The sequence below is a fragment of the Rhodococcus sp. BP-261 genome (genome assembly GCF_019835205.1).
GTDB lineage: Bacteria > Actinomycetota > Actinomycetes > Mycobacteriales > Mycobacteriaceae > Rhodococcoides > Rhodococcoides kyotonensis_B.
Genome location: NZ_JABUCO010000001.1, coordinates 17,275 through 31,761, shown reverse-complemented (window position 1 = coordinate 31,761; position 14,487 = coordinate 17,275). Strand labels below are relative to the sequence as shown.

Genomic DNA, 14,487 nt, shown 5'->3' with positions numbered 1-14,487 from the left:
GCTCACCGTGCCGTTCTCGTGTCAGGACACGGCTGCGTCGAAGGGCTGCAGCGCTGCGAGTTCGTCCGGCAACGGTTCCGTGTGGACGACGCCGAGACGCTGAGTCGCACGGGTCAGCGCGACGTAGAGATCACCCATTCCACGTGGTGATTCGGTGACGATGGCCGCGGGTTCGACGATGAGCACCGAGTCGAACTCGAGGCCTTTCGCGTCCTTCACCGTCGACACCGTCACGTACTCGGACTTCAAGGACGAGAACGCGTCGACGAGCGTGTGCGGTACGAGTACGGCGCTCAGACCTGGCCGCGGATGCTCGTCGACGCGTGCCTTCACGACGTCCGTCAAGTCGTCGGGGTTCACGTGCAGCGACCACGGATGCCGACCCGAGTCGCGGACCGAGCGGGGAACCGCCTGCACGGGGTCGATCGAGGCGAGCACGTCACGCGCCACCGTCATGATTTCCGACGGCGTGCGGTAGTTGACCGTCAGTTCCGCACGCTTCCACCGTTGTGCGACATACGGTTCCAGTACTTCGCTCCACGACGTCGTTCCGGCCGGGTCGCCTGTCTGCGCGACGTCGCCGACGAGGGTCATCCATCGATTCGGTATCCGGCGCATGACCATTCGCCACGCCATGTCCGACAGTTCCTGCGCTTCGTCGACGATGACATGCCCGTACGTCCAGGTTCGGTCGCCGGCCGCGCGCTCCGCGGTGGTCAGCCGAGCACCTGAATCCTGGCGCTGCGCAAGCTGACTGGCGTCGATCAGGTCGTAGGCCATGAGGATCTCGGGGTCGAGTTCGTCCTCGAGATCCTGCGGTGCCGAACCGGTGAGGATGTCCAGTGCGCCCTGCGCGTCCGCAATCTGATTGCGCCACTGCCGGTTTGCGCGCTCGCGTTCGGCGGCGTCGTCGATGCCGAGAAGCTCGGCCAGTTCGTCGAGCAGGGGAGCGTCGCCCGTGCTGAACCGTCTGCCGACGCGCAGCAGCGCCTGCCGTTCGTCGTCGGTGAGGTTCGGGGCCGCGGATGCCAGCCGTTCTTCGGAAGCGAAGAGTTCCAACAACACCTGCTGCGGGGACAGATCCGGCCACAACTCGTCGATCGCGGCCATCACGTCGGCGTCGTCGCGCATCTCGTCGCGCATGTCGGCGATGTCGTCGCGGCTGAGGAGGCTACCGCCGTCGACGAGGTTCTGGCCCAACGTGTCTGCAAGCTGCTGCGCGAGCTGATCGATGACGGACGAGACGAACAGCGGACGTGCGAGATTGTGCGGCCGCCGCGACGATCGCGCGCGACCTCGCGCGCGGGTGACGATCTTCTTGTCGAGCACGATCTCGTACGTGTCGAAACGCAGGCGTTTCGGCGCGGACGGAACCTCCTGGCGATCGCGCACCGCTTTCGTGAGCACCGCGATCATGTCGGTCGAGCCCTTCAGCTGCGCCGCGGTGATCGAATCCTCCAGCGTCGCACGCACTCCCGGGTACAGGTTTCCGACCGTCGACAACAGGACACCGGTCTCACCGAGCGACGGGAGAACCTGCCCGATGTAGTCGAGGAACGTGGCGTTCGGTCCGATGATCAGCACACCGCTCTTCGCGAGCTGCTGTCGGTAGGTGTACAGAAGGTACGCGGCGCGGTGCAGCGCGACGGCGGTCTTGCCGGTACCCGGACCACCCTGCACCACCAGAACGCTGCGGTGCTCGGAGCGGATGATCGCGTCCTGTTCGCTCTGGATGGTCTCGACGATGTCGTTCATGTGCCCGGTGCGGGCCGCGTCGAGAGCCGACAACAGAGCGCTCTCGCCGGCGACGCCGGTGGCCGACGCATCGAGGCCTGCATCTTTCGCGGCCGCGAGATCGAGGTACTCGTCGGCGATGGAGGTGACGCGTCGGCTCCGACTGCGAATGTGCCTGCGCCGGACGACATCCTCCGGTGCCGCCGTCGTCGCGAGATAGAACGGACGTGCCATCGGGGCACGCCAGTCCAGCAGGAGGGTCTCGTAGTCGTTGGCCTCGTCGAGAATGCCGACACGGCCGATGTACCGGACCGGGTTGTCGTCGCCCGACGGCTGCAGGTCGATGCGGCCGAAGCACAGACCGTTCTCGGCGGCGTCGTACTTGGCGATGTCGTCGTTGTAGAGCTGACTGAACGACTCTCGTTCGCTTCGAGCCTGCGGGGTGCCGCCGGTTTCGAGAAGAACGGTGCTCAGTCGATTCTGCGCGTACCTGCGCAGTGCGTCGAGCTGGTCGTACAGCATCGTGACGTACGCCTGCTCACGATCCTGCTCGCTCGGTGCTTCCTCGGTGACAGTCGTGGGGTCGGAGGAAGTGTGGCCGTCGTCCGGCAAAGGGTCTCCTCGGGAGTTCGGCAGAAGAATTCGATGGCGCGAAATTCGCCCAAGCAGTCTACGACGTGAACGGGCCCCGCCGCAGAACCGCAGTTCAGGACGGGGCCCGATCGAACAGGTGGTGAATCTGGAGGTGCTACTTGGAGAACTTCTGGACGCGCTTGTCGAGGTCCTTGCGAGCCTTCTCGACCTTCTTCTCCAGCTTCGCGCGAGCCTTCTCGGTTGCTTTGTCGAAATCGCGGCTCTGCTTCTCGGCCTGCTTGCGTGCGCGCTTGCTGAGGCCCTCGGTGCGGTCGGCGGCGATGTCGACCCACTTGCTGCCGCGGTCCTGGGCCAGCTCGGCCAGCTCGGAGCCACGCTTCTGTGCCTTGTCGGCCAGCGTCGATCCGCGCTTCTGAGCGAGGTCGGCCAGATCGGATCCGCGATCCGCCGCCCGGTCGGCGAGCTTCGATCCGCGCTTCTGCGCAATCTCCGCGAGCTCCGAACTGCGGTCGGCCGCCTTGTCGGCCAGCTTGGATCCGCGCTTCTGAGCGACCTCGGCGATCTCGGAACTACGGTCGGCTGCCTTGTGTGCCCATCGGGACAGGACGGGCTGCGCGGTGTCGGCGAGCTCCGAGCTCTTCTCGGCGGCGACGTCGGCCCAGTGCGAGACGACCGGCTGCGCGGTGTCGGCGAACTGCGAGCTCTTCTCGGCGGCGACGTCGGCCCAGTGCGAGACGACCGGCTGCGCCGAATCTGCGAAGCTCGCACTGCGAGCAGCCGCGACCGAAGCGAGTTCCTTGACGCGATCGGATGCGGTGCCGAGGCGGTCGGCGGTGTCGTGCGAGCCGGGGAGTGCCGACGAGATCGACTCCGATGCCTTGCGAGCCGCACGACGGCCGCGCCACGCGAGCGACGGCTTGCCCTCGGTGTCGACCGCGGCGATCAGAAGTCCGCCGAGGAGGCTGACGTTCTTGAAGAACTGGGTGCGCTGAGCGGCCTTCGCCGCGGGGTCGGTCTCGTTCCAGAACGCGTGACCGGCGACCGTCGTCGGAACGAGGCTGCCGGCGAGAGCCAGCGACGCGATACGCGGCGCCTTGCCGGTCGCGAGCAGCAAACCTCCACCGACCTGGATCGCGCCGTTGATGCGGACCAGCGTCTCGGGATCGTCGGGAACGTTGGAGGTGACGCTGTCCGGCAGCGCGTCCTGTCCCTGGGAGATCAACGGTGCCGCGGCCTTGGCTTTTCCAGCGGGATTCCGGAGCGCGTCGATACCTCCCGCGATGAAGATGGTCGACATCAGCGGACGGGCGATTCGGCGGACGAGCATTGACAGCCTCCTGCGTAGTTCGTGGACAACGTCGATGTACGACGCGTCCGACAGGAGCTCGCCCCCGTCGACCCGCGTCGATCCACCGTATCCATACCCGGGAGTTCCGGACTTCAAGCGCGAGCGTGTTTCACCAGCCGCGCTGGCGCCATTCGTCCAGGTGCGGACGCTCGGCGCCGAGCGTCGTGTCCTTGCCGTGGCCCGGATAGACGACGGTGTCGTCGCCGTATTCGTCGAACAACTTCGTGCTGACGTCGTTCAGCAGGGAGGTGAAGTGCTCGGGGTCGGACGTCTTGCCGACGCCACCCGGGAACAGGGAGTCGCCGGTGAACAGGTGCGTGACACCGGACTTCGAATCGGTCAGCGCGAGGGCGATCGATCCGGGTGTGTGACCACTGAGATGAATGACGTCGAGAGTGAGTTCGCCCACCTCGACGGTGTCTCCGTCGGCCAGCAGCCGATCGGGAGCGACCGGCAGAGGTTCGGCGTCCAGGCTGTGCGCGGCGGTGGGCGACGCGGTGCCTCCGGCGATGTCTTCCAAGGCCTGCCAGTGGTCGGCGTGCTGGTGAGTCGTGACGATGAGCGCCAGGGTGGGGGCGTTCTCGTCGATCAGCTGCGACAAACGGGTCGCGTCGTTGGCTGCGTCGATGAGCAGGGACTGGCCCGTCGCGGAACAAACGATGAGGTAGGCGTTGTTGTCCATCGGACCGACCGAAATCTTGGTGATGGTGCCACCCGTGATCGTGCGCCGTTGCGGGGCAGATTCCTGCGACACTGCGCCGGTGTAATGGTCGTCGATGACCATGAGGTGCTCGTCCATTTGGTGGACGCTACCGTCGCCCTCGACGCGTCGCCGCCCCGCCCCTCGGGAGCCGGTTCGGGCGCGCAGCGGGTGGCGAGAAGAGCCAGGTAGGTCGAGCGGTCCACCGAACTTGTCGGTGGGTCGGCCTAGCATTGCTACTGCGTGAGGTCATACCTCGCGCAGGCTTTACATGAGTTTCGGTTCGACTGTTCGGGTACGAACGTCGGTAGGCCAGCTCGTTCGACAAAGAAGGGAACACAGTGGCGGATCGCCTGGTAGTACGGGGTGCGCGCGAACACAACCTGCGGGGAGTCGACATCGACCTCCCACGCGACAGCCTCGTCGTCTTCACGGGCCTGTCCGGATCGGGTAAGTCGTCGCTCGCGTTCGACACCATCTTCGCCGAGGGCCAGCGTCGCTATGTGGAGTCCTTGTCCGCCTACGCGCGCCAGTTCCTCGGTCAGATGGACAAACCGGACGTCGACTTCATCGAGGGTCTGTCGCCGGCCGTGTCGATCGACCAGAAGTCGACCAACCGGAACCCTCGATCGACCGTGGGCACGATCACCGAGGTCTACGACTACCTGCGCCTTCTGTACGCGCGTGCAGGCACGGCCCACTGCCCGGTGTGCGGCGAGAAGATCGCCAAGCAGACGCCGCAGCAGATCGTCGATCAGGTGCTGGCGATGGAGGAGGGCACCAAGTTCCAGGTCCTGGCACCCGTCGTGCGCACCCGCAAGGGCGAGTTCGTCGACCTGTTCGAGTCGCTGAACACCCAGGGGTACTCGCGTATCCGCGTCGACGGTGTCGTGCACCAGTTGACCGATCCGCCGAAGCTGAAAAAGCAGGAGAAGCACGACATCGAGGTCGTCGTCGACCGCCTCACGGTCAAGGCCAGTTCCAAGCAGCGTCTGACCGACTCCGTCGAGACCGCCCTGCGCCTTGCCGACGGCATCGTCGTCCTCGACTTCGTCGACCGCGACGAGAACGCCCTCGATCGTGAACGCCGGTTCTCCGAGAAGCTCGCGTGCCCCAACGCACACCCGTTGTCCATCGACGATCTGGAACCGCGGTCGTTCTCGTTCAACTCCCCGTACGGCGCATGTGGGGAATGCCTCGGACTGGGCGTGCGCAAGGAGGTCGACCCCGATCTGGTGGTACCCGACCCCGAATTGTCGCTCGGCGAGGGTGCCATCGCACCGTGGTCGATGGGCCAGACATCCGAGTATTTCGGACGACTGCTGTCCGGTCTGGCCGACGCCATGGGCTTCGACCTGAACACGCCGTGGAACAAGCTGCCCGCAAAGGTGAAGCGAGCCGTCCTCGAAGGCAGCGACCACCAGGTCCACGTCAAGTACCGGAACCGGTACGGCCGGACCCGCTCGTACTACGCCGAGTTCGAAGGCGTCATGCCGTTCCTGCACCGTCGCCTCGAGCAGACCGAGTCCGAGCAGATGAAGGAGCGGTACGACGGCTACATGCGCGACGTGCCGTGCCCGGTGTGCGGCGGCGACCGTCTGCGCCCGGAGATCCTGTCGGTCACCATCGAGGCCGGCGGTTTCGGGCCGAAGTCCATCGCCGACGTCTGCCGGTTGTCGATTTCCGAGACCGCGGACTTCCTGAACAGCCTGACCCTCGGTAGCAAGGAAGAGGCCATCGCGGGGCAGGTGCTGAAGGAAGTGCAGGCGCGCCTCGGCTTCCTGCTCGACGTCGGCCTGGAGTACTTGTCGCTGTCGCGCGCGGCGGGGTCACTGTCCGGTGGCGAGGCGCAGCGCATCCGGTTGGCGACACAGATCGGTTCCGGTCTCGTCGGCGTTCTGTACGTTCTCGACGAACCGTCCATCGGTCTGCACCAGCGGGACAACCGTCGACTCATCGACACGTTGACGCGTCTGCGCGATCTGGGCAACACGCTGATCGTCGTCGAGCACGACGAGGACACCATTCGGACGTCCGATTGGGTCGTCGACATCGGGCCGATGGCAGGCGAGCACGGCGGCCGCGTCGTACACAGCGGGTCGTACCAGGACTTGCTGACCAACGAGGAGTCGCTCACCGGTGCCTACCTGTCGGGTCGGATGGAAATTCCACTCCCGGACTTCCGCCGGGTCGTGGACAAGAAACGACAGATCACCGTCGTGGGTGCGCGTGAGCACAATCTGCGCGGTATCGACGTCAGCTTCCCGCTCGGCGTCCTGACGTCCGTGACGGGTGTCTCGGGATCCGGGAAGTCGACGCTCGTCAACGACATCCTCGCGACGGTCATGGCGAACAAGCTCAACGGTGCGCGTCAGGTACCGGGGCGGCACACCCGCATCAACGGTCTCGATCAGCTCGACAAGCTCGTGCGGGTCGACCAGTCGCCGATCGGCCGGACGCCGCGGTCCAACGCGGCCACCTACACCGGTGTGTTCGACAAGATTCGTACGTTGTTCGCCGCCACCACCGAGGCGAAGGTGCGCGGCTACCAGCCCGGGCGATTCTCGTTCAACGTCAAGGGCGGCCGGTGCGAGGCGTGTTCGGGCGACGGAACGCTGAAGATCGAGATGAACTTCCTGCCCGACGTCTACGTGCCGTGCGAGGTGTGCGAGGGCGCCCGCTACAACCGCGAGACGCTCGAGGTGCACTACAAGGGCAAGACCATCGCTCAAGTTCTCGACATGCCGATCGAGGAAGCCGCCGAGTTCTTCGAGCCGATCAGCTCGATCCATCGCTACTTGAAGACCTTGGTCGAGGTCGGGCTCGGCTACGTCCGGCTCGGCCAGCCGGCGACGACGTTGTCCGGCGGTGAGGCACAGCGAGTCAAGCTCGCGTCCGAGTTGCAGAAGCGGTCCACCGGCCGCACGGTGTACATCCTCGACGAGCCCACCACAGGTCTGCACTTCGAGGACATCCGCAAGCTGCTCGGTGTGGTCAACGGCCTCGTCGACAAGGGCAACACCGTCATCGTCATCGAGCACAACCTGGACGTCATCAAGACGTCCGACTGGATCATCGACATGGGTCCGGAAGGTGGTTCCGGCGGCGGAATGGTTGTGGCACAGGGCAATCCGGAGGATGTCGCCGCCGTGCCCGAGAGCTACACGGGCAAGTTCCTGCAGGAGGCGCTGACGCGTGAGCCTGTGGCTCAGCCGAAGAAGGCTGCGGCGAAGAAGGCTCCGGCGAAGAAGCGTGGTCCCCGCAAGGCCGCTGCGGTGTGACCTCGTTCGAGCGTTCCGCCCTCTACACGCATGTGTGTAGAGGGCGGAGTCGTTTCTGGTGGGGGGTCAGTACACCGGGCCGGTGTACTTCTCGCCCGGGCCCTTGCCCGGCTCGTCCGGGTGCGCCGACTGCTCGCGGAAGGCCTTCTGCAGAGCCTGCAGACCTTCACGAATGGGTCCTGCGTGCGGCCCGAGGTATTCGACGGACGCGGTGACGAGGCCTGCGAGAGCCGTGATGACGCGTCGCGCCTCGTCGAGATCCAGGTAGGGGCTTTCCGACGGGTCCGCCTCGGACAAGCCGAGCTTCTCGGCGGCGGAGCTCATGAGCATCACGGCTGCGCGGCTGATGACCTCGACGGCGGGGACGTCGGCGAGTTCGCGCACGTCGTGCTCGGCGTCGTTGCCGGATTCGGGGGTGCTTGTCATGCCTTCGAGCATTCCATGCCGTCGAAGATGCGCCGACGGACCACCGCCGATTCGTCGTCGGGCGGGGTGCCCTGGTAGAGTCTTCCACCGACCGTCTTCGACGCGCGCACTCGCAAGAGTTCGTTCGTACGGAGGCAGCAAGTGGAGCCCGACTCCCACCGGCATGCAGCACAATAGTTGCTTCCGGTCCGGTCGCTCGACACATCGGAGTTCGATCGCAGCATTCAGGCGATTGCCTCGGATGGCCGAGCTTTCTCGTCCAGTACGAGAAGATCCATACGGCGTGAGCCGGGTGTGATCGACCGGTCGACATCGGGCCCTGCGCCAGCGGAATGCTGGAGCAGGGTTTTTTCGTTGTAGAGGGCAGTGTCCTTTCGGGGACGTGTCCTGACGGCGAGATGTCGAAGGACCCGGGCAGGCGGGCTGTGCGACAGGCAGGCGGTCGGCTCGACACCACACCGCACTACCTAGGAGGCCCCATCAGCACTGAGACCCGCATCAACGATCGCATCCGTGTTCCCGAGGTTCGACTCGTCGGACCCGGCGGTGAACAGGTTGGCATCGTGCGTGTTGAAGATGCACTCCGCTTGGCTCTCGAAGCCGACCTCGATCTCGTGGAAGTGGCTCCCGACGCACGTCCGCCGGTCTGCAAGATCATGGACTACGGGAAGTTCAAGTACGAGGCAGCGCAGAAGGCGCGTGAGTCGCGCAAGAACCAGACCCTCACGGTGATCAAGGAGCAGAAGCTCCGTCCGAAGATCGACGCCCACGACTACGAGACCAAGAAGCGCAACGTCATCCGCTTCCTCGAGGCCGGGTCGAAGGTCAAGGTCACCATCATGTTCCGTGGTCGCGAGCAGTCCCGCCCCGAACTCGGCTTCCGGTTGCTGCAGCGTCTGGGCGCAGACGTTGCCGATCTGGGATTCGTCGAGACGTCCGCAAAGCAGGACGGCCGCAACATGACCATGGTTCTGGCTCCTCACAAGGGCGCCAAGACCCGAGTGAAGGCGCAGGAAAGCGCCGCCGCTCCGCAGGCGCAGCGTGCTCCGGCACCTGCCCAGCCCGCATCCGGCGACGCCCCGGCCACGCCGCCTGCAAGCTAGACCAGAACACGTAAGAACCCTGCCGACCGTCGGTCGGCAGGGTTACAGCCGAGCAAGACCGAAGAGCACTACAGAAACCGAGGACTCCATGCCCAAGCAGAAGACCCACAGTGGCGCCAAGAAGCGATTCAAGGTGTCCGGCAGCGGCAAGATCCTGCGTCAGAAGGCCGGCCGTCGCCACCTGCTGGAGCACAAGGCAACCAAGGTGACTCGTCGCCTCGACGGTGTCGCAGTCGTCACGAAGGCCGACGAGCCGCGGGTCAAGCGCCTGCTCGGCCTCTGATCTGGACTTCGTAGCCGGCGGCCGAGCCGTCGGCCCCTCCCTTTTTCCATCCGGGGTTCGTAGAAGCCCCCAGATCGACAGGATTCACCAGTGGCACGCGTAAAAAGGGCCGTCAACGCCCAGAAGAAGCGCCGTTCGATTCTCGAAGCGTCCAAGGGCTACCGCGGACAGCGCTCACGTCTGTACACCAAGGCCAAGGAGCAGCAGCTCCACTCGCTGACCTACGCCTACCGCGACCGCAAGGCGCGCAAGGGTGACTTCCGCAAGCTGTGGATCACGCGCATCAACGCTGCAGCTCGCGCGAACGACATCACCTACAACCGCTTCGTCCAGGGCCTGAAGGCTGCGGGCGTCGAGGTCGACCGCAAGATCCTCGCGGAGCTTGCCGTCTCGGACGCCGCGGCATTCGCCGGCCTGGTCGCAGTGGCCAAGGCTGCTCTGCCTGCCGACGTCAACGCTCCTGCCGGAGAAGCAGCCTGAGCAGGTTGACTCACGTCGATCCAGACCCGAAACGACCCGTGGACACGCTCACCGAGCGCACCCCACGGGTCGTTTCGGCTGTCAAGCTCCTGCGTGCGGCCGAGCGTCGCAAGACGGGCCTGTTCCTCGCCGAGGGAAGCAACTCGGTCACCGAAGCGCTTGCGGCCGGGGTCGTCGAGCAGCTGTTCTTCCGTGACGACTCCGCCGACCGCAATCGCCTGGTCCTCGACGCGGCGGCCACCGCGGGGGTGCGTACGTACCCGATCAGCGAACGTGCCGCGAAGGGTCTGTCCGACACGGTCACGCCGCCCGGCATCGTCGCGGTGTGCCGAACGATCGACGTCGACGTCCCGACCGCGCTCGACGGAACGCCGCAGCTCGTCGCCGTCCCGGTGGAGGTGTCCGAGCCCGGGAACGCGGGAACCGTCGTTCGCGTCGCCGATGCGGTCGGTGCCGATGCGGTCGTGCTGCTCGGCGATGCGGTCGACCCGCACAACGGCAAGTGCGTCCGCGCGTCTGCGGGCAGTCTGTTCCACCTGCCGATCGCGCGAGAGCGCTCGATCGACACGGGTATCGAGGCCCTGCGCGCGCGCGGGTTGACCGTTCTGGCGACCGCCGCCGACGGTGAGGTCGACCTCGACGATGCCGACGAGTTGTTGAGCGGGCCGACGGCGTGGCTGTTCGGCAACGAGGCGCACGGGCTCGCACCGTCCGTCGCGGCGAACGCCGACCATCGCGTACGAATACCGATTCACGGGCGAGCGGAGAGCTTGAATCTCGCGACGGCCGCTGCCATCTGTCTGTACGCGAGCGCACGCGCCCAGCGGCAGTCCCGTCGTGATCGATCCGGCCACCTCGCCTAGGATCGAAACGTTCTCGAGCGACCTAGACCATCAAGGAGTTGCACCTCTCGTGGCGAAGAAAGAAGGCGGAAACGCCCAGCCCGTCGATCCCAGTGTGCTCGAGGCAGCTGCCCTCGACGCCGCGGCGAACGAGGCGGAGAAGGCGTTCGCCGACGCGCGGGATCTCGACGAACTGACGTCGGTGAAGATCGAGCACATCGGCAACCGTGCTCCTCTCGCCCTGGCGCAGCGCGCACTCGGGTCGATCCCGGGAGATCTGAAAGCGGAGGCGGGCAAGCGCGTCAAGGTTGCCCGCGATCGCGTGCAGAAGGCATTCGACGCGCGCCGCGAGGTCCTGTTGGCCGAGCGCGACGCCGCGATCCTCGTCGCCGAGACGATCGACGTGACCTTGCCGTCGAACCGCCGTCCCGTCGGTGCTCGCCACCCGATCACGATCATCGCCGACCAGGTCGCCGATGTGTTCGTCGGAATGGGGTGGGAGGTCGAGGAAGGCCCGGAGGTCGAGGCCGAGCACTTCAACTTCGACGCCCTCAACTTCCTGCCCGATCATCCCGCGCGCACGATGCAGGACACCTTCCACATCGCGCCCGAGGGGTCGCGTCAGGTCCTGCGTACGCACACCTCGCCGGTTCAGGTGCGGTCGATGCTGTCGCGTGAGGTTCCGATCTACATCGTGTGCCCGGGCCGTACGTTCCGTACCGACGAACTCGACTCGACGCACACGCCGGTGTTCCATCAGGTCGAGGGTCTGGCGATCGACAAGGGTCTGACGATGGCCAACCTGCGCGGCACGCTCGACGCGTTCGCACGGGCACTGTTCGGCGAGGAGACGCGGACGCGCATGCGCCCGAACTACTTCCCGTTCACCGAGCCGTCCGCCGAGGTCGACGTCTGGTTCCCGAAGAAGAAGGGCGGCCCGGGCTGGGTCGAGTGGGGCGGCTGCGGCATGGTCAATCCGAAGGTGTTGCAGGCCAGTGGAATCGACCCCGAGGTGTACTCGGGCTTCGCGTTCGGCATGGGCTTGGAGCGGACGCTGCAGTTCCGCAACGACATTCCCGACATGCGCGACATCGTCGAAGGCGACATTCGCTTCACGATGCCGTTCGGCGTCGGCGCCTGACCTTCATTCCTGCATCAGACACGTAGAGAGAGCTGAACGCACCGTGCGAGTTCCACATTCCTGGTTGACCGAGGTTCTGCAGCGATCCACGCCGCAGTGGCAAGTGACTCCCGAGGAGCTCGACGAGGGCTTCGTCCGGGTCGGGTTCGAAGTGGAGGAACTCGATTCCCTCGACACCGTCACCGGTCCGCTCGTCGTCGGACGCGTGACGTCGATCGAGGAACTGACCGAGTTCAAGAAGCCGATCCGCTTCTGCCACGTCGATGTCGGCAACGACGAGCCGCAGGAAATCGTCTGTGGAGCACGGAATTTCGCCGAGGGCGACCTGATCGTGGCGGCCCTACCGGGCAGCGTGTTGCCGGGCGGCTTCGCGATCGCGGCGCGCAAGACGTACGGCAAGACGTCCAACGGCATGATCTGTTCGACGGCCGAACTGGGCCTCGGCAGGGACTCGTCGGGCATCCTGGTTCTGCCGGAGGGTACCGCCGCGCCTGGTGACGACGCCAAAGTCGTTCTCGGCATGGATGATTCGGTCATCGAATTGAACGTCACGCCGGACCGCGGTTACGCGTTCTCGGTGCGCGGCCTCGCCCGCGAACTCGCGAGCAGCTTCGATCTCGACTACGCCGACCCCGCCGCAGGACCGGTGCAGAACAACGAGGGCGACACCTGGCCCACGACGGTCGAACCCGAGTCCGGCGCATCCAGGTTCGCGTTGCGCAAGGTCAGCGGGATCGACCCGAAGGCGGTCACGCCGTGGTGGATGCAGCGCAGGCTGCTCCTCGCCGGGATCCGGCCGATCTCTGCCGCCGTCGACGTCACGAACTACGTTCTGCACGAGTTGGGCCAGCCACTCCACGCGTTCGACGCGGCGAAGCTGACCGGCGGAATCGTCGTCCGCCGCGCGAAGGCGGGGGAGAAGCTGACGACTCTCGACGACGTCGAACGCACGCTCGACGCGGAAGACGTCGTCATCGCCGACGACTCCGGCGCAATCTCGCTCGCGGGCGTGATGGGTGGCGCGTCGACCGAGGTGGGCGACGACACCGTCGACGTCATTCTCGAAGCCGCGACGTTCGATCCGCTCGCGGTGTTCCGCACCGGTCGTCGTCACAAGCTGTCGAGTGAAGCGAGCAAGCGCTTCGAGCGCACGGTCGACTCCGCCCTGCCGGTGGCGGCGTTGGACCGAGCCGCTCAGCTGCTCGTCGAGATCGCAGGCGGTCACGTCGAGCCCGTCCTGACCGACATCGGATCGGTGCACACGTTCCCGGCTGTCCGGATCGACATCGATCTCCCGGACCGGGTCGCGGGCGTCACCTACCCCAACGGGGTCGCGGCGCGTCGCCTGACCCAGATCGGTTGCGACGTCGAGGTCGGTGTCAGCGCCAGTGGACACGGCGAGCTCGTCGTGACGCCGCCGAGCTGGCGTCCCGACCTGCAGCAGCCGGCCGACCTCGTCGAAGAGGTACTGCGTCTCGAGGGTCTGGAGCAGATCCCGTCCGTGCTGCCGGCTGCACCGGCCGGGCGTGGGCTGACCGCGACGCAGAAGCGGAAGAGAGCCGTCGGAAAGTCCCTCGCTTTCGCGGGGTACGTCGAGGTGCTCCCGACGGTCTTCCTGCCCACCGGTGTGTTCGACATCTGGGGCCTGCCTGCCGACGATGCTCGTCGTCGGACGACGTCGGTGCTCAATCCTCTCGAGGCCGACCGCCCCGAGCTCGCGACGACGATCCTGCCGGGGTTGCTGGAAATCTTGGCGCGCAACGTGTCCCGCGGTCAGCGCGACCTGTCGCTGTTCGGAATTGCCCAGGTCGTTCTGCCCGGCGACGACACCGCCGCGGTCGAGGCTCTGGCCGTCCACACGCGTCCGAGCGACGAAGAGATCGACCGACTGCGCGCGTCGTTGCCCGCACAGCCGGTGCACGTCGGCGTCGTGCTGTCCGGACAGCGTGAGCCGTCGGGTCCGTGGGGCCAGGGGCGTGCCGCGGAGGCGTCGGACGCGTTCGACGCGGCGCGCACGGTCGCGGCGGCTGCGGGCGTCGACATCGAGTTGCGTGCTGCGCAGTACCTGCCGTGGCATCCGGGCCGTTGCGCCGAAATCCTCGTCGACGGTGTCGTCGTCGGGCACGCGGGTGAGCTGCATCCGGCGGTGCTCGAGCGAGCAGACCTACCGGCTCGCACGTGTGCCGTCGAGCTGAATCTCGATGCATTGCCGATCGTCGAGTCGCTGCCTGCACCGGTCGTGTCGCCGTTCCCGGCGGTCCTGCAGGACGTGGCAGTCGTCGTCGACAGATCGGTTCCTGCTGCCGACGTCGAATCGGCCCTTCGGACGGGTGCAGGCGAGTTGCTGGAGAGTCTTCGCCTGTTCGACGTCTTCGAAGGCGAACAAGTCGGCGAGAACCGGAAGTCGCTGGCCTTCGCACTCGTGTTCCGCAGCTCGGAAGGAACGTTGACGGAGGCGCAGGCGACGGAGGCGCGGGACGCCGCCGTGGCCGCTGCAGCGGCGGCCGTGGGCGCAGAACTTCGACGCTGACCCTCCCGGACTCGCGCCGAAGTAC

The 14,487-nt window shown here is 66.2% G+C and carries 11 protein-coding genes; 7 read left to right on the top strand and 4 right to left on the bottom strand.

Translation table 11 applies throughout. From position 1 onward, the window contains the following. Nucleotides 1-21 precede the first annotated feature (21 nt). The 3 genes from HQ354_RS00135 to HQ354_RS00125 all read right to left on the bottom strand — a co-directional run bounded on the left by HQ354_RS00135 (nucleotide 22) and on the right by HQ354_RS00125 (nucleotide 4,475). Nucleotides 22-2,256, bottom strand: coding sequence for an ATP-binding domain-containing protein (locus HQ354_RS00135; protein ID WP_222634079.1), 2,235 nt, complete (start codon nucleotides 2,254-2,256; stop codon nucleotides 22-24). 226 nt (nucleotides 2,257-2,482) lie between these two features. Then, nucleotides 2,483-3,655, bottom strand: coding sequence for a DoxX family protein (locus tag HQ354_RS00130; protein ID WP_068420983.1), 1,173 nt, complete (start codon nucleotides 3,653-3,655; stop codon nucleotides 2,483-2,485). Nucleotides 3,656-3,785: 130 nt separating this feature from the next. Then, a complete protein-coding gene (locus HQ354_RS00125) occupies nucleotides 3,786-4,475 on the bottom strand; it encodes an MBL fold metallo-hydrolase (RefSeq protein WP_068420857.1) in 690 nt (229 codons plus the stop codon). 242 nt (nucleotides 4,476-4,717) lie between these two features. Between HQ354_RS00125 and uvrA the strand changes: the two genes are divergently transcribed. Beyond that, nucleotides 4,718-7,657, top strand: coding sequence for an excinuclease ABC subunit UvrA (gene uvrA, locus HQ354_RS00120; protein ID WP_068420859.1), 2,940 nt, complete (start codon nucleotides 4,718-4,720; stop codon nucleotides 7,655-7,657). A 66-nt stretch (nucleotides 7,658-7,723) separates the two neighbouring features. Here the strand turns inward: uvrA and HQ354_RS00115 are convergent, their stop codons facing one another. After that, a complete protein-coding gene (locus HQ354_RS00115; protein WP_157105193.1) occupies nucleotides 7,724-8,083 on the bottom strand; it encodes a DUF1844 domain-containing protein in 360 nt (119 codons plus the stop codon). Between the two features lie 398 nt (nucleotides 8,084-8,481). On the opposite strand from HQ354_RS00115, the gene infC reads away from it, so the two are divergent. The 6 genes from infC to pheT all read left to right on the top strand — a co-directional run bounded on the left by infC (nucleotide 8,482) and on the right by pheT (nucleotide 14,462). Further along, a complete protein-coding gene (gene infC / locus HQ354_RS00110) occupies nucleotides 8,482-9,186 on the top strand; it encodes a translation initiation factor IF-3 (protein WP_068420863.1) in 705 nt (234 codons plus the stop codon). Nucleotides 9,187-9,274: 88 nt separating this feature from the next. Continuing rightward, a complete protein-coding gene (rpmI, locus tag HQ354_RS00105) occupies nucleotides 9,275-9,469 on the top strand; it encodes a 50S ribosomal protein L35 (protein ID WP_068420865.1) in 195 nt (64 codons plus the stop codon). A gap of 90 nt (nucleotides 9,470-9,559) precedes the next feature. Beyond that, nucleotides 9,560-9,949: a 50S ribosomal protein L20 gene (gene rplT, locus HQ354_RS00100; protein WP_068420867.1), complete on the top strand. Its 390-nt coding sequence runs from the start codon at nucleotides 9,560-9,562 to the stop codon at nucleotides 9,947-9,949. A gap of 38 nt (nucleotides 9,950-9,987) precedes the next feature. Further along, nucleotides 9,988-10,812: an RNA methyltransferase gene (locus tag HQ354_RS00095; RefSeq protein ID WP_068420868.1), complete on the top strand. Its 825-nt coding sequence runs from the start codon at nucleotides 9,988-9,990 to the stop codon at nucleotides 10,810-10,812. A 49-nt stretch (nucleotides 10,813-10,861) separates the two neighbouring features. Continuing rightward, nucleotides 10,862-11,932 (top strand): phenylalanine--tRNA ligase subunit alpha, encoded by a 1,071-nt coding sequence (pheS, locus tag HQ354_RS00090; RefSeq protein WP_167675060.1) that lies wholly within the window; start codon nucleotides 10,862-10,864, stop codon nucleotides 11,930-11,932. Between the two features lie 43 nt (nucleotides 11,933-11,975). Continuing rightward, the gene (gene pheT, locus HQ354_RS00085; protein ID WP_167675062.1) at nucleotides 11,976-14,462 is read left to right on the top strand and encodes a phenylalanine--tRNA ligase subunit beta; all 2,487 of its coding nucleotides are present in this window, start codon (nucleotides 11,976-11,978) and stop codon (nucleotides 14,460-14,462) included. The last annotated feature ends 25 nt before the right edge of the window (nucleotides 14,463-14,487 follow it).